The sequence below is a fragment of the Thauera chlorobenzoica genome (genome assembly GCF_001922305.1).
Taxonomy (GTDB): Bacteria; Pseudomonadota; Gammaproteobacteria; order Burkholderiales; family Rhodocyclaceae; genus Thauera; species Thauera chlorobenzoica.
In genome coordinates this window covers 2,212,534-2,233,020 of record NZ_CP018839.1, presented here as the reverse complement: position 1 = coordinate 2,233,020, position 20,487 = coordinate 2,212,534, and the positions used below count along the sequence as shown (strand labels likewise).

Sequence of the window (20,487 nt, the reverse complement as noted above, 5' to 3'; positions counted from 1 at the left end):
GACAGCACTTGTTTTCCGCCGGGCAGGACTCCTGCCCCACGGCCTTGCCCCCGCAGGGACAAAATCATTGAACCGGTCAGCGGTTCTTTTTCGGCGCGATGATCATGATCATCTGGCGCCCTTCCATCTTCGGCATCTGCTCGACCTGGCCCAGTTCATCCAGGTCGGCCTTGATGCGCTCGAGCTGGCGCAAGCCGAACTCCTGGTGCGCCATTTCCCGGCCGCGGAAGCGCAAGGTCACCTTGCACTTGTCGCCTTCATCCAGGAAGCGCTTGAGATTGCGCAACTTGATCTGGTAATCGTTCTCGTCGGTGCCGGGGCGAAGCTTGACTTCCTTCACCTGGACCTGTTTCTGCTTGAGCCGGGTTTCGTGGGCCTTCTTCTGTTCCTGATACTTGAACTTGCCGTAATCCATGATCTTGCAGACCGGCGGCTTGGCCATCGGTGCAATCTCGACAAGATCCAGCCCGGCCTCTTCGGCCATGCTGAGGGCTGCGTTCAGGGACACGATCCCCAGCTGTTCGCCTTCTTCGCCAACCAGCCGGAGTTCGAGCGCGTTGATCTCCCCATTAACGCGCTGCTTCTTATCTTGAGCGATGGTTCAACTCTCCACGAAAACCAAAATCAGACCGAACCGGCTTTCGCTTCGACTTCGCGACGCCAGCGTTCGATCAGCGAATCGAGGGACATTTGGCCAAGATCCTGGCCCCCCCGCGCACGCACAGCCACCAAACCTGCGGCCTTTTCCTTCTCGCCGATAACGACCTGGTAAGGCAGCTTCTGCACGCTATGTTCGCGGATTTTATAGTTAATCTTCTCGTTGCGCAAATCAACCTCGACCCGGAAGCCCGCTTTCCTGAGCCTTGCTGCCGCCTCGCTGGCATACTCAGCCTGGCCTTCGGAGATGTTCATCACCACGGCCTGCACCGGCGCAAGCCACATCGGCATCGCCCCCGCGTGGTTCTCGATCAGGATCCCGATGAAGCGCTCGAGCGAACCCAGGATGGCGCGGTGCAGCATCACCGGCACTTTCCTGGTGTTGTCCTCATCGACGTATTCCGCCCCCAGACGCACCGGCAAGTTGAAGTCGAGCTGCAGCGTGCCGCACTGCCACACCCGCCCCAGGCTATCTTTCAGCGAAAATTCGATCTTCGGCCCGTAGAACGCCCCCTCGCCCGGCTGCAGGTCATAGTCCAGGCCCTGCGCATCGAGCGCCGCAGCCAGCGCCGCCTCGGCCGCATCCCACTGCTCGTCGGTACCGACCCGCTTGTCCGGGCGGGTCGACAGCTTGACCAGCACGTCGATGAAGCCGAAGTCGGCATAGACCTGCTGCAGCAGGCGGATGAACTCGGCGGATTCGGCCTGCACCTGGCCTTCGGCACAGAAAATGTGTGCATCATCCTGCACGAAGTTGCGCACGCGCATGATGCCGTGCAGCGAACCGGAAGGCTCGTTGCGATGGCACGAGCCGAACTCGGCCATGCGCAGCGGCAGGTCGCGGTAGCTCTTCAGCCCCTGGTTGAAAATCTGGATATGGCACGGGCAGTTCATCGGCTTCACCGCATAGTCGTGCTTTTCCGACTTCGTGGTGAACATCAGATCCGAATACATCCCCCAGTGACCGGATTTTTCCCACAGCGAGCGGTCGACGATCTGCGGCGTCTTCACTTCCTGGTAGCCATGCTCGCCGATCGTGCGGCGCAGGTACTGCTCGACCTGCTGCCACAGCGTCCACCCCTTGGCGTGCCAGAACACCATGCCCGGCGCCTCATCCTGCAGATGGAAGAGGTCGAGCTGACGACCGAGCCGGCGGTGGTCGCGCTTTTCGGCCTCCTCGATCATGTGCAGATAAGCGTCGAGTTCGTCCTTCTTCGCCCACGCGGTGCCGTACACGCGCTGCAGCATTTCATTCTTCGAGTCGCCGCGCCAATAGGCTCCGGCAAGCTTGGTGAGCTTGAAGATTTTCAGCTTTCCGGTTGACGGCACATGCGGGCCGCGGCAAAGGTCGATGAAATCGCCCTGCCGGTACAGCGACACATCCTCCTGCGCCGGAATCGAGGCGATGATCTCGGCCTTGTAGTGCTCACCGATTTCCTTGAAGAACGCGACCGCCTTGTCGCGCGGCCAGACTTCGCGCTGCACCGCAATTTCACGCTTCGCGATCTCGCCCATGCGCACCTCGATCGCCGCCAGATCCTCCGGCGTAAACGGACGCTTGTACGAAAAATCGTAGTAGAACCCGTTCTCGATCACCGGTCCGATCGTCACCTGCGCATCCGGGAACAGCTCCTTCACCGCATGCGCCAGCAGGTGCGCAGTCGAGTGGCGGATGATGTCCAGGCCTTCCGGAGTCTTGTCGGTGACAATCGCCAGTTCGGCATCGGCATCGAGGCGGTGCGAAAGATCGACCAGGCGGTCGCCGACGCGGCCGGCGAGCGCCGCCTTGGCGAGCCCGGCACCGATCGAAGCCGCGACTTCGGCCACCGTCACCGGGTGATCGAAGCTGCGAATGGAACCGTCGGGAAGCGTGATATTGGGCATGACATAGGCCTCGGACTGGACTCACCCCCTTCTTGCGGGGCGCGACGCGAATCGAAAAATGTGGACGAAAAAAAAGCGCGGTCTTGGCGCGCTTTTTTCTCTAGCAGACAAGCGGAGCCGACCTGTTCAGTTTCCGGCCTGAAAAGTAGTTCGGAACATGATGATCAACCCCATAAATCTGGTAGGCGCGATTGGATTCGAACCAACGACCCCCACCATGTCAAGGTGGTGCTCTAACCAACTGAGCTACGCGCCTGCTGAAGCCCCGCATTATAGGCACTGCAAAAATCCTGTCAAAGATTTTTTGTACTGCAGGACAGGAAACTCACTTTCTCAACCGTGACACCACGAACAGGATCAGCACCGCGCCGACGACGGCGCCGATGAAGCCGGCAGGCTGTCCGACCCGGTAGATTCCCAGAAACTGCCCGCCGAACGTCGCCAGCATCGACCCCCCGATGCCCAGCAGCGCAGTCATGATTAAGCCGAGCCCATCCCTCCCCGGATGCAGCAGGCGAGCAATAAGACCGATGATAAGACCAATGAGAATGGTTCCGATGATGCCCATGTTCAATACCCTCCTGATCGTCGTCCGTTACCCTGCAAGTGCGCCCGCCCGCTCCGCGACACGTGCGCGAGCCTCGAGTCAGCCTGCCGGCCAGGCTTCGAGAAACTGCGTCCAGTGCGGCGCATCGAGCCGGGCGAGCGCATCGCGGACGACCTGCACCTCGTCGGCCCAGGCTTTCGCATCGAGATGGCCGCGCATGCGCTCGAAGCGCAGGTACACCAGGTAGGTGTTCACTACGTCGGTTTCGCAATAATCGCGAATCTCCGCGGCCTTGCCATCGAGCCACGCCTGCCACACCGCCGCGCCGTCCATGCCGAGTTTGCCGGGATAGCCCATGAGCTTGGCCAAGTCGTCCAGCGGCGCGTTCGCACGCGGCTGGTACATCGCCAGCAGGTCCATCAGGTCGAGATGACGGCTGTGATAGCGGCCGATGTAGTTGTTCCACTTGAAATCGCGCGAATCATGATAATCACCATCGCCCTGATCCCAGTAACGCGCGGCCGACACTCCGTGCACCATGCCGCGGTAGTGAAGCACGGGCAGATCAAAGCCGCCGCCGTTCCACGAGACGATCTGCGGCGAGTAGCGCTCGATGCCATCGAAGAAGCGCTGGATGATCTCGCCTTCACCCGTCGCCGGCTCGGACAGCGAGAACACACGAAACTGCTGCGCATCGCGCAGGGCGCAGGAAATCGTCACCACCCGCTGCAGATGATGAGGCAGGAAGTCGTTGCCATGGCTGGCGCGGCGCTGCTGGAACGCCCATTCCGCAACCTCGTAATCCGACAGGCTGGCCGGCAGATCCTCCAGCGCGCGGATTCCGGCCACATCGGGAATGGTTTCGATATCGAAGACAAGAACCGGCATCACTTGCGTACCCAGTTGCCGCCCTGCTGCACCCACCACCCCGGCCGGGCGCGCTCAATCCAGCGCTGGGCGAAGGTGCGACGCACCTCGGCCTCCCAGTCTGGCCGCCCATTGGCCCGGGCGATCTCACGGTACAGCGCGGCGCGGTCGGCATTCTCCGCGGCAATCAGGCTATTGGCCTGGGCGCGCTGCGCCAGGGCGACGGCAGACGCATCGCGCAGCGTCACTGTCCCGTCCGCAGCAAGCCCGACCGCCCCTGAAGCGTAGAGCGGCGCCAGTTGCACATGCCGTTGCTGCATCGACTGGCGCAAGGCCGCAACCGCCGGAGTGTCGATTTCGAGGTTCCCCTGGGCCTGCACCGCCCCTGCCAGCAGGAGGCCGAAAGCCAGCACCGCGATCCATCGCGGGCACGCAAAAAACCGCTTCATTTCGCTTCTCCTTCCTTGCCGGACGCGCCCACCCCGTTCTCGCGCAGCTGCCAGACCTCATCGATGATGCGGTCTGCCGCCTTTTCCGCCGCCGCCGCGGGAAAATAGATATTGATCGTCACACAGCCCGCCAGCCCCAACGCTACGACCAGCGCTCCATTCGGCAACCATCCCATCTCGCTCTCCTGTTCGATGTCGCACTCAGCGCAGTTCGGGCGCGACATTGTCCGCGACCACGCGCTGCAGGCGGTCCACGAGCTCGTCCCAATCGACGCGTCGATTGTAGCCGATGATATTCAGTGCCGGGACGCCACCCCCGCGCATGATCACGAAGCTTCCATCGGCACGCCCGCCCCCCTCGATTCCATCCATAAGGCATACACTGGACAGCATCCGGCAGCGCAGCCCAAGCTCACGGTAGCCGAAGGTGTCGAAAAATCCCAGCAAGCCGCGCTGGATCGCTGCCACCGCCCCGCCCCCGCCCAGGGCACTGATATTCTGTACCGCACGCTGGCTCACCCGGCGCGGGTAACGCCCGGGGCTGCTGGCGATGCGCGCATCGAATGCCGTCGGCCGCCAGTGAGTCAGTTCCAGCCCGCGCACATCGACATCGACAAAGCCGGTGATGCTGCCGAAGCTGAAAGTCTCGGTCAGTTGGGCGAGATCGAGGTGGCGGCCCTCGATGTCGGCACTCAGATGCGAAGCCACCCCGAACGGCTCGAGCAGGCGCAAGCCGGTCGCCTGCAGATAGCCGTCGAACACCGAAACCACCAGCGCGCCGTCGAATGCGATCTCTCCCGGCGCCACCCGCAGACCGGGGAGCGAGGCCGACAACACCCCCGACATCGACGGCAGACCGAGTGCGGCGGTGAGGGCCGGCATGGAGATCGGCTCGACCACCAGGCTGCCGCGACCATGCCAGCCATCCGCCTCGCGGTGCAGCGCCAGGTCATCGAGGACGAGCGCGCCATCGAGCAAGGGAATCATGCTGCGTTCGAAACCGACCCCATTGCCATCGACCCGCGCCTCCAGGTCGAAGGCGCCGAGTTCGAGCTTTCCCCAGCGACCGCCGCCGATCCGCAGCACGGCGCGCGTCTCGCCATCGGCCCGCCAGGGCAGACGGCCGTCGACCGGTCCCACGGCCAGGCCGCCGCCACCATCGGCACCGGGCAAGCTCAACCCGGCGGCAGTGAAAACCGCATCACCTTCCACCAGGCGCCCTTCCTTGACCCGCAAGCCGCCGCTCACATGACCGGAAAAACCCATCCGGTCGGCATTCGCGGGGGCAATCAGGGGAGCCACCCAGCGCGGCCCGAGCACGGCCAGATCGGCGCCGGAAACGGCAACCACGGCCTCGACCAGGCTCGCTTCGGCAAGGTCGATCTCGGCCGAGAGTGCCACTGCCGCAATGCCTTCGAGCTCGGCGCGCCCTTCACGCACGCTCAACCGGCTGCCGCGCAGACGCCCGGCGGCCTCGATCACCGGCCCCGCCTCGAAGTAAAGCGGATGCAGGTAAGCCGCCCCGTGGCGCCAGCCCAGGCGCGCCTGCCAGTCCCACGCCCCCGCCTCCTCCCGGGCATCGAGGCGGATCTCGAGGCCGAGAGCCTCCGCCGCTTGCAGACCATCGCTCGTCGCGAACTGGCCATCCTCGAGGCGGGCGCTCAAGCGCAACTCGTTCCCGCCACCGCGCCGCGGCAACCACTCGACGCGACCGGAAAGCGTCCCCTCCGGCGCCCGCTCGTGCCAGGCTTTCGCCATGCCCGGCCGCCACCCCTGGAGCCACTCCGCCAGCTCGCCGAGCTCGAGATGGTCGAAGTCCGCAACCCATCCTTCTTCCGGGGTGAAGGTGGCGTCGATGCGCGCACCGCGTGCGGAGCGCAGAGTCAGGCGTGCCGCGGCGCGATGCGGCGCCAGCGCGAATCCGGCATCGACCGGCAACCGTCGCCCGGCGAGCCACAATTGCGCCCGGTCGCAGCTCAGCTCATCGAGGGAGAACCGCGCCCGCGCGCAGCGCAGCACCACGTCACGCCAGTGCCGCGACCCCAGCTTGACGCGCTCGATATGCAATTCCGCGCTTTCCCGGGCGGCATCGAAGCGCAGCTCGAGGACATGCATGGAAAAAGCGGGGTTGTGCACTTCTGCCAGGCGCAGAAACAGGCGTTCGGCTGCCGATGCCGGAAGCGCCCACAGCAACGCAAGCGCCAGCCAGGCTGCGCGCACGCCCCCGGTCAGTGCCGCTGCGCGCGCGCGGGCACGCGACGGTTCAGCCGGGGAAGACGCCCGTCGAAAGATAACGGTCACCGCGGTCGCACACGATGGACACGATCACCGCATTCTCGACCTGGGCGGCGATGCGCAGCGCGACATGCATCGCGCCGCCCGAGGAAATCCCGGCAAAGATGCCTTCCTCGCGCGCCAGCCGGCGCGTCATTTCCTCGGCCTCGGCCTGGCTGACCGGCTCCAGGCGATCCACCCGGGGACGCTCGAAGATCTTCGGCAGATAGGACTCGGGCCACTTGCGGATACCCGGAATCTGCGATCCCTGTTCGGGTTCGCAGCCGACGATGCAGATTTCCGGGTTCTTTTCCTTGAGGAAGCGCGATACCCCCATGATGGTGCCGGTCGTGCCCATCGAGCTGACGAAATGGGTCACGCGGCCGCCGGTCTGCTCCCAGATTTCTGGGCCGGTCCCCTCATAGTGGGCGAGCGGGTTGTCCGGGTTGGCGAACTGGTCGAGGATGATCCCCTTGCCTTCGTCGCGCATGCGCTCGGCGATGTCGCGTGCCATCTCCATGCCCCCGGAGGTAGGGGTAAGCACGAGTTCGGCGCCGAAGGCGCGCATCGTCTGGCGGCGCTCGACGCTCTGGTTCTCCGGCATTACCAGGACCATGCGGTAACCGCGCATCGCCGCCGCCATCGCCAGGGCGATGCCGGTGTTGCCGCTGGTGGCCTCGATCAGGGTATCGCCGGGCTTGATGTCGCCGCGCAGTTCGGCGTGCATGACCATCGACAGAGCCGGGCGATCCTTCACCGAGCCGGCCGGGTTATTGCCTTCGAGCTTGGCCAGAATGACGTTGTTGTGGCCGCCAGCGATGCGCTTGAGCCTCACCAGCGGAGTGTGTCCGACATAATCTTCAAGCGTCCTGAATTCCATGTATCTCATCTTCGCGTTGGGTTGTGCTGCCGCAGCCGGGGTCGCGGTGGGCCGCACCTACGGAGTCAGGTCGAACTCTTCGGTCCGCCGTGGAGGATAGGTTTCCCAGCCACCGCAGGCCGGGCAGCGCCAGTGGAACTGGCGCGCCTTGAAGCCGCAGGCATCGCAACGGTAGCGCGCCACCCGGCGGGTATGGCCGTGAATCAGCTGTTTGACCAGCTCGATGTCGCCGCGTTGCTCGGCCGGCGCGGCCAGCACGGCGGCCTCGAGCAGCTTGTCCAGCCCGAGCAGGGTCGGATTGCGGCGCAGTTCCTCGCGCACCAGCGCATACGCCGCGCGAGGTCCGGCCTTTTCCATCTCCCAGTGGAAGAGCTCGTCGAGCAGATCCAGCGAGGCGTGCGCGGACAGCCACGCGCGCAGCAACTGGTGCCCCTCTTCCACCCGCCCCACCCGGCCATAGGCGTCCATCACGCGCTCGGCCACCAGTGCGAGATAGACCGGATCCTGGCTCTCGATCCGCTTCCAGGCTTCGAGCGCTTCCTCGTCGCGGCCGCGGGCTGCGAGCAGGTCGCCAAGGAGCAGGCTCGCGCGCACGCTGCGCCGGTTCACCTCGAAGGCGTGGTCCAGGTGGGCTTGCGCTTCATCATGACGGGAGTTCGCCAGCGCGCCGGCAGCAAGCTCGCAGTGAAAGTTCGCCACCTCGGTGCGCCACATCACGCTTTCGTGTGCAGGCAGGGCCTGCGCCACCTCGATCGCCTTCGCCCAGTCTTTTTCCTGCTGATAGATTTCGAGCAGGTAGCCGAGCGCGACTTCATTTGCCCGCGTACCGCGCAGTCTGACGAAAACCGCCTCGGCACGGTCGAGCAGGCCCGCTTTGAGGAAATCCTGTCCCAGTTCGCCAAGCGCCTGCAGGCGCTGCTCTTCGGAGAGATCCTCGCGGTCGACCAGGAGTTGGTGCATGCGGATCGCACGATCGGTTTCGCCACGACGGCGGAACAGGCTCCCGAGCGCGAAGTGGAGCTCGACCGTCTGGGGATCGATGCGCACCGCCTCGACGAAGGCATCAATGGCCTTGTCGGGCTGCTCGTTGAGCAGGAAGTTGAGTCCGGTCAGATAGGACCGGGGCAGCGAGCGCGACTCCTGCACGACCTGGCGGATGTCGATGCGTGCCGCAAGCCAGCCCAGGGCGAAGAACAGCGGCAGCGCAAGCAGCCACCAGAATTCGATTTCCATGGTGTTCAGGGCGTCGGCAGTCGGGTGTCGCCGGCCGCTGCGGGGGCGGACGCATCGCTTCGGTCGCGCTCGGCACGCTCGAGCTGACGGCGCAGCCGCGAGATCTCGCGGCGCTGGCGGATCAGCGACGCCAGCGTGGCGGTGACCCCGAGCAGGGCGCCAGCGGCAAAGCTGAGCAGGATGACGAACACCAGCGGCAGTTGCCACTGCCCGCCAAAATAGAAATTCAGGGTCGCAAGATGGTCGTTCTTGATCGCAAACCCGAACAGCAGGAAGAACAGCAACAGGCGGATGAACCAGATGATTGCGCGCATGGCCGGCATTATCCCCGAGCAGTGAGCAAAAAAGAAGGCGGCCGCAGCCGCCTTCCATTATTGCCTGTAAAACCGATTGCCGCGTGCTCAGCTTTCGCCGGGATCGACCCGCTCGCGCAACTCCTTGCCCGCCTTGAAATGCGGAACGTATTTTTCCGGCACCAGGACCTTGTCGCCGGATTTCGGATTGCGTCCTACACGAGGCGGCCGATGGTTCAACGCGAAACTTCCGAACCCGCGGATCTCGATGCGATCGCCGCGCGCCAGGGCGTCGACCATCGCATCGAGAATCATCTTGACCGCGTAATCGGCATCCTTTGCGACCAGTTGCGGAAACCGCTCCGCAAGCTGGGCGATCAGCTCCGATTTGGTCATGATCGTCCGGATTACTGCTTCTGCTCGTTCAGCTTGGCCTTGAGCAGGGCACCGAGATTGGTCGTGCCGGTGGCAGCCGAGCTCTCGGAAGCAAGCTTGCTCATGGCTTCCGACTGCTCGGCCTGGTCCTTGGCGCGGATCGACAGGCTGATCGAGCGGGTCTTGCGATCGACATTGATCACCAGCGCCTCGACTTCGTCGCCTTCCTTGAGCATCGTGCTGAGATCATCGATACGGTGCGGGGCGGCTTCGGAAGCACGCAGGTAGCCTTCGACGTCATCGCCCAGCGCGATCACCGCGCCGCGGGCCTCGACCGACTTCACCGTACCGCGCACGAGGCTGTTCTTCTCGTGGGTGGCGATGAAGTTGGTGTACGGGTCGCCTTCGAGCTGCTTGATGCCCAGCGAGATGCGCTCGCGCTCGACATCGATCGCCAGCACCACGGCCTCGACCTCGTCGCCCTTCTTGAAGCGGCGCACGGCGTCTTCGCCGGACTCGCTCCAGGACAGATCGGACAGGTGCACCAGGCCGTCGATTCCGCCTTCCAGGCCGATGAACACGCCGAAGTCGGTGATCGACTTGATCTGGCCACGGACCTTGTCGCCCTTCTTGTGGTTGATCGCGAAATCGTCCCACGGGTTGGACATGCACTGCTTCATGCCCAGCGAGATGCGGCGACGGTCTTCGTCGATCTCGAGAATCATCACTTCGACTTCGTCGCCCAGCTGCACGACCTTGGTCGGATGGATGTTCTTGTTGGTCCAGTCCATCTCGGACACGTGCACCAGGCCCTCGATGCCCTGTTCGACCTCGACGAAGGCGCCGTAGTCGGTGATGTTGGTGACCTTGCCGAACAGGCGGGTGCCTTGCGGGTAGCGGCGCGAGATGCCCACCCACGGATCTTCGCCGAGCTGCTTGAGGCCGAGCGAGACGCGGTTCTTTTCCTGGTCGAACTTGAGCACCTTGGCTTCGATCTCGTCACCGACGTTGAGCACTTCCGACGGGTGACGCACGCGGCGCCAGGCGAGGTCGGTGATGTGCAGCAGGCCATCGATGCCGCCGAGGTCGACGAACGCGCCGTAGTCGGTGATGTTCTTGACGATGCCCTTGATGACGGTGCCTTCCTTGAGGTTGGAGAGCAGCTTCTCGCGCTCTTCACCCATCGACTCTTCGAGCACGGCGCGGCGCGACACGACAACGTTGTTGCGCTTGCGGTCGAGCTTGATGACCTTGAACTCGTATTCCTTGCCTTCGTACGGCGTGGTGTCCTTGACCGGACGCATGTCGACCAGCGAACCCGGCAGGAAGGCGCGGATGCTGTTGGTCATGACGGTCAGGCCACCCTTGACCCGGCCGGTGATCACGCCCTTGACCAGGGAGCCTTCGTTGAGCGCCTTCTCGAGGTCGTTCCAGGCAGCGATGCGCTTGGCCTTGTCGCGCGACAGGCGGGTTTCGCCGTAGCCGTCTTCGAGCGCGTCGATGGCGACGTGAATGAAGTCGCCGACATTGACTTCGAGCTCACCGCGATCGTTGCGGAACTCTTCGATCGGCACATAGCTTTCGGACTTCAGGCCGGCGTTGACGACGACGAAGTTCTGGTCGATGCGCACGACTTCGGCGGTGATGACTTCACCGGTGCGCATTTCCTGGAGGGCAAGACTTTCCTCGAAGAGGGCGGCAAAGCTTTCTTCGAAGGAGGGGGTGGCGTTGGACATAGGGCTAGGGATCCGGCACCGCCGTGGGGCGGCCAATAAGGTTGGTTCAAGAAAAACGCGCCGGAGCCCACGCTCCCGCGCGATTGCGTCAACCAGCCGCTTCGCCGCCCGCCCGCACGAGATCGAGTACAAAGGCGACCGCCTGCTCGACATTCCGTTCGGTGGTATCGAGCAGCACCGCGTCCGGCAACTTCAGCAAGGGCGCAACCGGACGGGCGGCATCACGCGCATCCCGTTCCTGAAGATCCTTCAGAAGACTTTCCATGTTAGCAGCCGATCCCTTTTCGATCAACTGCTTATAGCGGCGCTCGGCCCGCGCCTCGGCCGAGGCGGTGAGAAACACCTTGATCCCGGCATCGGGAAAGACCACCGAGCCCATGTCCCGCCCTTCCGCCACCAGGCCGGGGGCTGCGCGGTAGTCGCGCTGGCGATCGAACAGCGCCGCCCGCACCGCAGCCAGCACCGCCACTTTCGACGCCCCCACCGAGCACGCCTCGGAACGGATGCCGTCGGTGACGTCCTCCCCGGAAAGCAGCACCCGGCCGTCTTCGAAAGACGCCGGCAGCGCCGCGGCCAGCGCTGCAACGCCACGCTCGTCGTCCAGCGGAACGCCGGCGCGCATCGCCGCCAGCGCGACCAGCCGGTACAGCGAGCCGCTGTCGAGGTAATGCCAGCCCAGCGCCGCGGCGACGCGCGCCGCGACCGTGCCCTTGCCGGACGCCGACGGGCCGTCGATCGCCAGCACCGGCACCGGCCTCGCAACCTGTGCGAACGCATCGAAGTAACCCGGGAACGTCTTGTTCACGCACCTCGGATCGTTGATCCGCACCCGACAGGCGCCAAGGCTGACCAGCGAGAAGCACATCGCGATGCGGTGATCGTCGTAGGTGTCGATCGCCGCCGGGCGCAGGCGCGCCGGACGGGATACGGTCAGGTAATCCGCCCCCTCCTCGACTTCGGCGCCAAGCTTGCGCAACTCCGTGGCCATCGCCGCGATGCGGTCGGTCTCCTTCACCCGCCAGCTCGCGATGTTGCGCAGCCGGCAAGGACCATCGGCAAACAGCGCCAGCACCGCCAGCGTCATCGCCGCGTCGGGGATGTGGTTGAGATCGAGATCGAACGCCTTCAGCACCCCGCCGTCGGGCGCCGCGGCCTCGATCCAGTTGTCGCCCATGGTGATCTTCGCGCCGAGCTGCCCGAGCGCCTCGGCAAAGCGCACGTCGCCCTGAATGCTGCTGCGCCCCACCCCTTCGACCCGCAGCGGACCGCCACCGATGGCACCGGCGGCGAGGAAGTAGGAGGCAGAGGAGGCGTCGCCCTCGACGAACACCGTGCCGGGGCTGCGGTAGCACGCCCCGCCAGGCACCACGAAGCGGGTCCAGCCGTGCTGCTCGACCTCGACGCCGAAACGCGCCATCAGCTCGAGCGTGATCCGGACATAGGGCTTGGAGATCAGTTCGCCGACCACTTCGAGGGTGGTTTCCACTCCGGTCAGCGGCAGCGCCATCAGCAGCGCGGTAAGGAACTGGCTGGAGACGTCGCCCCGCACCTTGACCACGCCGCCGGGGCAGATCGTCGCCGGCCTCAGGTGCAGCGGCGGATACCCCTCGCTGGCCGTGCACGTGATGTCGGCGCCGAGCTGGCGCAGCGCATCGACCAGATCGCCGATCGGGCGCTCGTGCATGCGCGCCACCCCGGACAGGCGGTACTCGCCACCGGACAGCGCGAGCGCCGCGGTCAGGGGGCGGAAGGCGGTGCCCGCGTTGCCGAGGAACAGCTCGGCGGCCTTCACCGGGAAGGGCCCGCCAACGCCGCGCACGCGATAGTCCAGGCTGTCGCCGTCACGCTTCCACGCCACCCCCAGCGCGCGCAGCGCCTCGAGCATGCGCTCCACATCGTCCGAGAGCAGCAGGTCGCGGATCTCGGTCTCGCCTTCGGCCAGCGCCGCCAGCAGGAGCACGCGGTTGGAGATGCTCTTCGAGCCCGGCAGGCGAATCCTGCCGGCAGCGCCCAGCATCGGGGGCAGGTCGAGAAATTCCATCGTCGCCTCTCAAAAACGGGGCCGGCGGCATCGCGCCGCCCGCCCCAATCATTCGTTTCCCCGCGCGCGAGATCGCCGCGCGGCCCCGGCGCTATTCCGCGGTCTGCACCGGCAAGCCGTCGGCCCAGGCATTGCGCGCGCGCCGTGCGCGCTCGAACACCGCCTCCAGGCCGGGACCGTCACCCGCGACGAGCAGGCCGCGCAGCTGCGCGAGCTCGGTGCGGTAGGCGTCGAGCTCGTCGAGCAGGGCCGCCCGGTTCGCCATGCAGATGTCGCGCCACATCTCCGGATGGCTGCCGGCGATGCGGGTGAAATCGCGGAAACCGCTCGCCGCGTGTGAGAACAGCAGGGGGGCGTTGGAACGGCGGGCGAGATCGTCGACCAGGCCGAAGGCGAGCAGGTGCGGCAGATGGCTGACCGCGGCGAAGACGCGGTCGTGGTCCTGCGGGCTCATCTCGACCACCCCCGCACCGCAAGCCTCCCACGCCGCCCGCACTTTCGCCACCGCCTCCGGCCGGCTTTCGGCCAAAGGGGTCAGCACGACCTTGCGATCGACGTAGAGCTCGGCGAATGCCGCCTCCACGCCGCTTTTTTCGGCTCCGGCGATCGGGTGTGCCGGCACCACATCGGCGAGATGATGGCCCAGATGGCGGTGGATGGCCGCGATCACATCGCGCTTGGTGCTGCCCGCATCGGTCACGATCGTCCCCGGCTGCAGGTGGGGCGCCATCGCCACCATGATCGCGTCCATCTGCCCCACCGGCGCGGCAATCAGCACCAGCTCGGCGCCGTCGAGGGCATCCGCCCATTCGCGGCCAATCACGTCGATCACCCCGAGCGCGCGCGCGCGCTCGAGCGATGCACGGCTGCGGCCGAGGCCCACGACCTGGCCCACCGCGCCGGCGCGGCGCAGCGCGAGCGCGAACGACGCGCCGATGAGACCGACGCCGCAGACGACGAGCTTGCCGATCAAGGCCATGCCTGCCTCCCGTTCAGGCCAGCGCCTGGCGCAGCGCCTCGATGAAGCGGGCGTTCTCTTCGGGCAGGCCGATCGACACCCGCAGCCAGTGCGGCATGCCGTAGGCCGCGATCGGGCGCACGATGACGCCCTGGCGGAGCAGCGACTGGTTGACGCCGATCGCATCGCCGACCTTGAAGGTGACGAAATTGCCCGCCGACGGGATCCACTCCAGCCCCATCGCCGCGAGCGCCTCGGTGAGCTGCACCATGCCACGGCGGTTGAGTTCGGCGCTGCGCGCGATGAACTCCTCGTCGCCGAGTGCGGCCTCGGCTGCGGCCAGGGCGATGCTGGACACGTTGAAAGGCTGGCGCACGCGGTTCATCAGATCGGCAACATCGGGATGAGCGACCGCATACCCCACCCGCAGCCCCGCCAGACCATAGGCCTTGGAGAAGGTACGCGACACCAGCAGGTTGGGAAAACGGTCGAGCCAGGCGATCGAGTCGTAGCGCTGCTCGGGCGCCAGGTATTCCGTATAGGCTTCGTCGAGCACGACCAGTACGTGGCGCGGCACCTGACCGAGGAAGGCCTCGAGTGCCGCGCCGGAGACGAAGGTGCCGGTGGGGTTGTTCGGGTTGGCGATGAACACCACCCGCGTCTGCGGGGTGATCGCCGCCGCCATCGCATCGAGGTCATGGCCGAAGTTCTGTGCCGCCACTTCGATACCGTGTGCGCCGCGGGCGTTGGTCGCCAGTGGATAGACGGCGAACGCATGCCGCGAATAGACCGCGGACAAGCCCGGGGCGAGGAAGGCGAGCGTCACCAGTTCGAGGATGTCGTTCGAGCCGTTGCCGACCACCAGCTGCTCCGGCTTCACGCCGAAACGGCGGCACAGCGCGACCTTCAGCGCAAAGGCGCCGCCGTCCGGGTAGCGCCCCAGCTCGGCGACCGCAGCATGCACGGCATCGCGCGCCTGCGCGCTCATCCCGAGCGGGTTCTCGTTGGAGGCGAGCTTGACGATGTTCGCCTCCTCGATGCCCATTTCGCGGGCGAGCTCGGAAATCGGCTTGCCGGGCTGGTAGGGCATGATCGAGCGGATGTAATCGGGCGCCAGGCTGGCAATGCTCATGCTGTCTTCTCCTTGTCTTTGCACGGCGCCTCCGGCCGCTGCCGGGATGGCCGAAAACACGTTGGGTTGAGTCTGAATGGAAGGCGATCCGGCGCGTGCGCTCAAGAAAATGCAGGGCCGCCCCAAGTTTGCTTGCCCCCTCGGGGGCGGAAACGGCCAAGCCGTTTCCTGGAGGCGCTCAGATCGCCGCCACCGGGTAGGAGCCGATGATCTTGACGAACGCGGCCCGCTCGTTCAGTTCCTCGAGGGCCGCGGCCACCGCCGGGTCTGCGCGGTGGCCGTTGATGTCGGCATAGAACACGTATTCCCACAGCCCCGAACGTGCCGGCCGCGACTGCAGCTTGGTCATATCCACGCCGTGGCGGGCGAGCGGTTCGAGCAGGCCGTGGATCGCCCCCGGACGGTTCGGCGTGGAGAACACCAGCGAGGTGCGGTCCTGCCCCGAAGGGCCGGCATCGTGCTCGGCGATGATCAGGAAGCGGGTGGTGTTGTTCGGATCGTCCTCGATGTTGGGGGCGAGGACGTTCAGCCCGTACAGGTGCGCTGCGGCCTCGCCGGCGATCGCGCAGGATTCCGGGTCCTCGGAGGCCATGCGCGCGGCCTCGGCATTGCTCGCCACCGGAATCCGCGGCAGGTGCGGCAGGTTGCGGTTGAGCCATTCGTGGCACTGCGCCAGCGACTGCGCGTGGGAGTAGATGCGCCGCGCCGCGCCGATGCCCTCGGCGCGCGACATCAGTTGCTGGTGGATGCGCAGCCGCACTTCGCCGCAGACCTGGAGCGGGTTGGTGAGCAGCAGGTCGAGGGTGCCGCCGACCGCACCTTCGGTGGAGTTTTCCACCGGCACCACGCCGTAGTCGGCGTTGCCCGCTTCGACCGCGCGGAACACGTCGTCGATCGTCGCCATCGCCATGAAGTTGGGAGCGGAGCCGAAATGCTTGCGGCTGGCGCTCTCCGAGAAGGTCCCCGCCGGCCCGAGGTAGGCGACGCGCAGCGGATGCTCGAGGGCGAGGCAGGCCGACATGATTTCGCGGAAGATGGTCTTCACCGCGTCGCCCGGCAGGGGCCCCGGGTTGAGATCGGCGAGACGGCGCAGCACCTGGGCTTCGCGATCGGGACGGTAGAACATGTTGCCCCGCTTGATCTCGCCCACCCGCTGCGCACAGCGCGCGCGGGTGGCCAGACGGGCAAGGATTTCCTCGTCGAGGTGATCGATCTCGTTACGCAGTTTCAACAGTTCGTCACTCATGCTCGGCCCCTGGCCCTCTTCAAAATCAGCCCTTCCCGGCTCGGCGCGCCCATCCGTCCGCCCCGCCCGCTCAGGCTTTCCTTGCGGCGAAATCGCGCATGAAATCCACCAGCGCCTGCACCCCGGCGGGCGGCATCGCGTTGTAGATCGAGGCGCGCATGCCGCCGACCGACTTGTGGCCCTTCAGCTGCACCAGCCCGGCCGCCTTCGACTCGGCGAGGAAGGCCTCGTCGAGCGCCCCGTCCTTGAGGAAGAAAGGCACGTTCATGCGCGAACGGCAGGCCGGGTCGACGCGATTCTCGTAGAAACCGCTGCCATCGAGGAAGTCGTACAGCAGCTTCGCCTTGGCGATGTTCTGCGCCTCGATCGCGGCCACCCCGCCCTGGCGCTTCAACCACTGGAACACCAGCCCGGCGACGTAGATCGCGTAGGTCGGCGGAGTGTTGTACATCGAGCCGTTGTCGGCCACCGTCTGGTAGTCGAAGGCGCTCGGGCAGTGCGCCATCGCGCGCCCGAGCAGGTCCTCGCGGACGATGACGATGGTCAGGCCCGCGGGGCCGATGTTCTTCTGCGCGCCGCCGAAGATCAGGCCGTACTTCGACACGTCGATGGCGCGCGACAGGAGGTGCGAGGACATGTCGGCCACCACCGGCACCTCGCCGCGGCCGATCTGCGCCAGATCGGGCGCGAAGGGGTATTCGACACCGCCGATGGTCTCGTTGGTGCAGGTGAACACGTAGGCCGGCTCGGCTGACAGCTTCCAGTCCGTCATCGGCGGCACGGTGGTGAAGCCACTTGCTTCCGACGTGGCGGCGATGTTCACCTCGGCGTACTTGCGCGCCTCCTTCTGCGATTTCTGCGACCACGAGCCGGTGACGACGTAGTCGGCGATGCGCTTGTCGCCGATCAGGTTCATCGGGATGATCGCGTTCTCGGCGATCGCCCCGCCCTGCATGAACAGGATGCGGTAGTCGGCCGGCACCGCGAGCAGTTCGCGCAGGTCGGCCTCGGCCTGAGCGGCGATCGCGGTGAATTCCTTGCCGCGATGGCTCATTTCCATCACGCCCATGCCCGAACCGTGCCAGTCGAGCATCTCGGCGGCGGCCTGGCGCAGCACCTCTTCGGGCAGCACCGCGGGACCGGCGCTGAAATTCCACACGCGACTCATCAAGCGTCTCCTTCCTCGCCGGCGGCCGGGGCCTCGCCCCCATTGGCGTCGGCCTGCACGCCGGCGTCACGGCCTTCCGCATCCTCGGCGGATTCGCCGTTGGTGCCCATGCTCTCGTCCGACTCGGACTCCGCAACCTTCTCGATGCTGGCGAGGAAGGTGCCCTCGTCGAGGTTGATCAGGGTCACACCCTGGGTCGAGCGCCCCATTTCGCGGATGCTTTCGACCCGGGTTCGGATCAGCACCGCACCGGTCGAGATCAGCATCACCTCGTCGCCCGGATCGACCAGCACCGCCCCCACCAGCTTGCCGTTGCGGTCGGACGTCTGGATCGCGATCATCCCCTTGGTGCCGCGGCCGTGGCGGGTGTATTCGGCCACCGGAGTGCGCTTGCCGTAGCCGTTCTCGGTCGCGGTCAGCACCGACTGCGCCTCGCCCTTGGCCACCAGCATCGCGATCACCGCCTGGCCGTCTTCGAGCATCATCCCGCGCACCCCGCGCGCGTCGCGGCCCATCGGCCGGACGTCGGTCTCGGCGAAGCGCACCGCCTTGCCGGCGTCGGAGAACAGCATCACGTCGCAGTCGCCGTCGGTGATGGCGACCCCGATCAGGTGATCGCCATCGTCCAGATTCACCGCGATGATGCCGGCCTTGCGCGGATTGGAGAAGGCGGTGAGCGCGGTCTTCTTGACCGTTCCCCCGGAGGTCGCCATGAATACGAAATGGTTGTCGTCGAAGGCCTGGACCGGCAGCACGGCAGTGATCTTTTCGCCTTCGATCAGCGGGAAGAGATTGACGATCGGCTTGCCGCGCGAGTTGCGCGTGCCTTCCGGGACTTCATAGACCTTGAGCCAGTAGCAACGCCCGCGGCTGGAGAAGCACAGCACGGTGTCGTGGGTGTTGGCGACGAAGAGGTGGTCGATGAAGTCCTCGTCCTTCATCGAGGTCGCCTGCTTGCCGCGCCCGCCACGGCGCTGGGCGCGGTAGTCGGCGAGCGGCTGGCGCTTGAAGTAGCCGGTGTGGGACAGGGTCACGACCATGTCCTCAGGGGTGATCAGATCCTCGATGTTGATCTCGGCGGTGTTCAGCACCAGCTCGGAGCGGCGCGGGTCGCCGAACTGGTTGCGCACCGCGCCGAGCTCGTCGACGATGATCGCGGTGATGCGCTCGGGGCGGGCGAGGATATCGAGGAGGTCGGTAATGACGTCCATCACCTCGCGGTACTCGCCGACGATCTTGTCCTGCTCCATGTTGGTCAGGCGCTGCAACTGCATCTCGAGGATGCGCTGGGCCTGCACTTCGGACAGGCGGTAGCCCTGCGCCCCAGCGACCGGGACGAGGCCGAACTCGGCGCCCAGCCCTTCGGGCCGGTAGCTGTCGGCCGTTGCACGCGCCAGCATCTCCTCGACCAGCGCCGACCGCCAGGCGCGCTCCATCAGGCCGCGGCGGGCGTCGGCGGGCGTCGGCGCGGCCTTGATCAGGGCGATGATCTCGTCGACGTTCGACAGCGCTACCGCCAGGCCCTCGAGGATGTGGCCACGGTCGCGCGCCTTCTTCAGTTCGAAGATGGTGCGCCGGGTGACGACCTCGCGGCGATGGGCGAGGAAGCACTCCAGCATCTGCTTGAGGTTCAGCAGGCGCGGCTTGCCATCGACCAGCGCCACCATGTTCATGCCGAAGCTGTCCTGCAGCTGGGTGTGCTTGAACAGCTTGTTGAGCACGACCTCGGGCATCTCGCCGCGCTTCAGTTCGACCACCAGGCGCATCCCCGACTTGTCCGACTCGTCGCGGATCTCGCTGATGCCCTCGATCTTCTTCTCGTTGACCAGCTCGGCCATGCGCTCCTGCAGGGTGCGCTTGTTCACCTGGTAGGGCAGCTCGTCGACGACGATCGCCTGGCGGTCGGTCTTGCCGATCGGCTCGAAGTGGGTGCGCGCGCGCATGATCACGCGGCCGCGGCCGCTGCGGTAGCCCTCGTGCACGCCATGCAGGCCGTAGATCAGGCCGGCGGTGGGAAAGTCCGGGGCCTTGACGATGTCGATCAGGGCCTCGATGTCGGTCGCGGGATCCTCGAGCAGCTTCAGGCAGGCATCGACGATCTCGCCCAGGTTGTGCGGCGGGATGTTGGTCGCCATGCCGACCGCGATGCCGCTGGAGCCGTTGATCAGCAGATTGGGAATCTTCGCCGGCATCACCAGCGGCTCTTTTTCGGAGCCGTCGTAGTTCGGGCCGAAATCGACCGTTTCCTTGTCGATGTCGGCGAGCAGCTCGTGGCCGATGCGCGCCATGCGGATCTCGGTGTAACGCATCGCCGCGGCATTGTCGCCATCGACCGAACCGAAGTTGCCCTGGCCATCGACCAGCATGTAGCGCAGCGAGAAATTCTGCGCCATGCGCACGATGGTGTCGTACACCGCGGTATCGCCGTGCGGGTGGTATTTGCCGATGACGTCGCCGACGATACGCGCCGACTTCTTGTAGGCGCGATTCCAGTCGTTGGAGAGCTCGTGCATTGCGAACAGTACGCGCCGATGCACCGGCTTGAGGCCATCGCGCGCATCGGGCAGCGCCCGCCCCACGATCACGCTCATGGCGTAGTCGAGGTAGGAATGGCGCATCTCCTCCTCGAGGCTGATCGGCAGGGTTTCCTTGGCGAACTGAGTCATTCTTGGGGGCGGGCTAGCCGCGAAAACCAAAACACGCAATGCTACCATGCGACACTCGCCGGCGACCCCCCTCTTGAATTA

Annotated in this window: 18 protein-coding genes and 1 tRNA gene; all 19 read right to left on the bottom strand. The window is 65.8% G+C overall.

Features of this window, described 5'->3' with window-relative positions; all coding sequences use genetic code 11:
* Positions 1–76 precede the first annotated feature (76 nt).
* The 19 genes from infC to gyrA all read right to left on the bottom strand — a co-directional run bounded on the left by infC (position 77) and on the right by gyrA (position 20,406).
* The gene (gene infC, locus Tchl_RS10350) at positions 77–598 is read right to left on the bottom strand and encodes a translation initiation factor IF-3 (protein ID WP_075148333.1); all 522 of its coding nucleotides are present in this window, start codon (positions 596–598) and stop codon (positions 77–79) included.
* A gap of 26 nt (positions 599–624) precedes the next feature.
* The gene (gene thrS, locus Tchl_RS10345; protein WP_075148332.1) at positions 625–2,541 is read right to left on the bottom strand and encodes a threonine--tRNA ligase; all 1,917 of its coding nucleotides are present in this window, start codon (positions 2,539–2,541) and stop codon (positions 625–627) included.
* Between the two features lie 179 nt (positions 2,542–2,720).
* Positions 2,721–2,797: transfer RNA gene (locus tag Tchl_RS10340), tRNA-Val, on the bottom strand.
* A 69-nt stretch (positions 2,798–2,866) separates the two neighbouring features.
* A complete protein-coding gene (locus Tchl_RS10335) occupies positions 2,867–3,109 on the bottom strand; it encodes a GlsB/YeaQ/YmgE family stress response membrane protein (RefSeq protein ID WP_075148331.1) in 243 nt (80 codons plus the stop codon).
* A 78-nt stretch (positions 3,110–3,187) separates the two neighbouring features.
* Positions 3,188–3,976 carry a 3'-5' exonuclease gene (locus tag Tchl_RS10330; RefSeq protein WP_198158939.1) on the bottom strand — a complete coding sequence of 263 codons (789 nt, stop codon included), beginning with the start codon at positions 3,974–3,976 and terminating at the stop codon, positions 3,188–3,190.
* Positions 3,976–4,404: a YdbL family protein gene (locus Tchl_RS10325; protein WP_075148329.1), complete on the bottom strand. Its 429-nt coding sequence runs from the start codon at positions 4,402–4,404 to the stop codon at positions 3,976–3,978. Before Tchl_RS10325 ends, Tchl_RS10330 begins: the two co-directional genes overlap by 1 nt.
* Entirely contained in the window at positions 4,401–4,580 is a 180-nt protein-coding gene (locus Tchl_RS10320) for a hypothetical protein (protein WP_075148328.1), read from the bottom strand. Before Tchl_RS10320 ends, Tchl_RS10325 begins: the two co-directional genes overlap by 4 nt.
* Before the next feature lie 25 nt (positions 4,581–4,605).
* Positions 4,606–6,624 (bottom strand): hypothetical protein, encoded by a 2,019-nt coding sequence (locus Tchl_RS10315; RefSeq protein ID WP_075148327.1) that lies wholly within the window; start codon positions 6,622–6,624, stop codon positions 4,606–4,608.
* A 43-nt stretch (positions 6,625–6,667) separates the two neighbouring features.
* The gene (gene cysM, locus Tchl_RS10310; protein WP_075148326.1) at positions 6,668–7,558 is read right to left on the bottom strand and encodes a cysteine synthase CysM; all 891 of its coding nucleotides are present in this window, start codon (positions 7,556–7,558) and stop codon (positions 6,668–6,670) included.
* Between the two features lie 57 nt (positions 7,559–7,615).
* The gene (gene lapB / locus Tchl_RS10305) at positions 7,616–8,791 is read right to left on the bottom strand and encodes a lipopolysaccharide assembly protein LapB (RefSeq protein ID WP_075148325.1); all 1,176 of its coding nucleotides are present in this window, start codon (positions 8,789–8,791) and stop codon (positions 7,616–7,618) included.
* Between the two features lie 5 nt (positions 8,792–8,796).
* Complete coding sequence (locus Tchl_RS10300) at positions 8,797–9,105, bottom strand: LapA family protein (RefSeq protein WP_075149686.1); 309 nt, start codon at positions 9,103–9,105, stop codon at positions 8,797–8,799.
* An 87-nt stretch (positions 9,106–9,192) separates the two neighbouring features.
* Positions 9,193–9,480 (bottom strand): integration host factor subunit beta, encoded by a 288-nt coding sequence (locus Tchl_RS10295; RefSeq protein WP_075148324.1) that lies wholly within the window; start codon positions 9,478–9,480, stop codon positions 9,193–9,195.
* A gap of 11 nt (positions 9,481–9,491) precedes the next feature.
* Entirely contained in the window at positions 9,492–11,195 is a 1,704-nt protein-coding gene (gene rpsA, locus Tchl_RS10290) for a 30S ribosomal protein S1 (protein WP_075148323.1), read from the bottom strand.
* A gap of 88 nt (positions 11,196–11,283) precedes the next feature.
* On the bottom strand, positions 11,284–13,236 hold the full coding sequence (locus tag Tchl_RS10285) for a bifunctional 3-phosphoshikimate 1-carboxyvinyltransferase/cytidylate kinase (RefSeq protein WP_075148322.1): 1,953 nt from the start codon (positions 13,234–13,236) through the stop codon (positions 11,284–11,286).
* Positions 13,237–13,327: 91 nt separating this feature from the next.
* Positions 13,328–14,215, bottom strand: coding sequence for a prephenate dehydrogenase (locus tag Tchl_RS10280; protein ID WP_075148321.1), 888 nt, complete (start codon positions 14,213–14,215; stop codon positions 13,328–13,330).
* A gap of 13 nt (positions 14,216–14,228) precedes the next feature.
* On the bottom strand, positions 14,229–15,326 hold the full coding sequence (gene hisC, locus Tchl_RS10275) for a histidinol-phosphate transaminase (RefSeq protein WP_075148320.1): 1,098 nt from the start codon (positions 15,324–15,326) through the stop codon (positions 14,229–14,231).
* Between the two features lie 178 nt (positions 15,327–15,504).
* A complete protein-coding gene (gene pheA / locus Tchl_RS10270) occupies positions 15,505–16,572 on the bottom strand; it encodes a prephenate dehydratase (protein ID WP_075148319.1) in 1,068 nt (355 codons plus the stop codon).
* A 70-nt stretch (positions 16,573–16,642) separates the two neighbouring features.
* Positions 16,643–17,740, bottom strand: a complete 1,098-nt coding sequence (gene serC / locus Tchl_RS10265; protein WP_075148318.1) for a 3-phosphoserine/phosphohydroxythreonine transaminase — start codon at positions 17,738–17,740, stop codon at positions 16,643–16,645.
* On the bottom strand, positions 17,740–20,406 hold the full coding sequence (gene gyrA / locus Tchl_RS10260) for a DNA gyrase subunit A (RefSeq protein WP_075148317.1): 2,667 nt from the start codon (positions 20,404–20,406) through the stop codon (positions 17,740–17,742). The genes serC and gyrA overlap by 1 nt, the downstream gene beginning before the upstream one ends.
* Positions 20,407–20,487 lie beyond the last annotated feature (81 nt).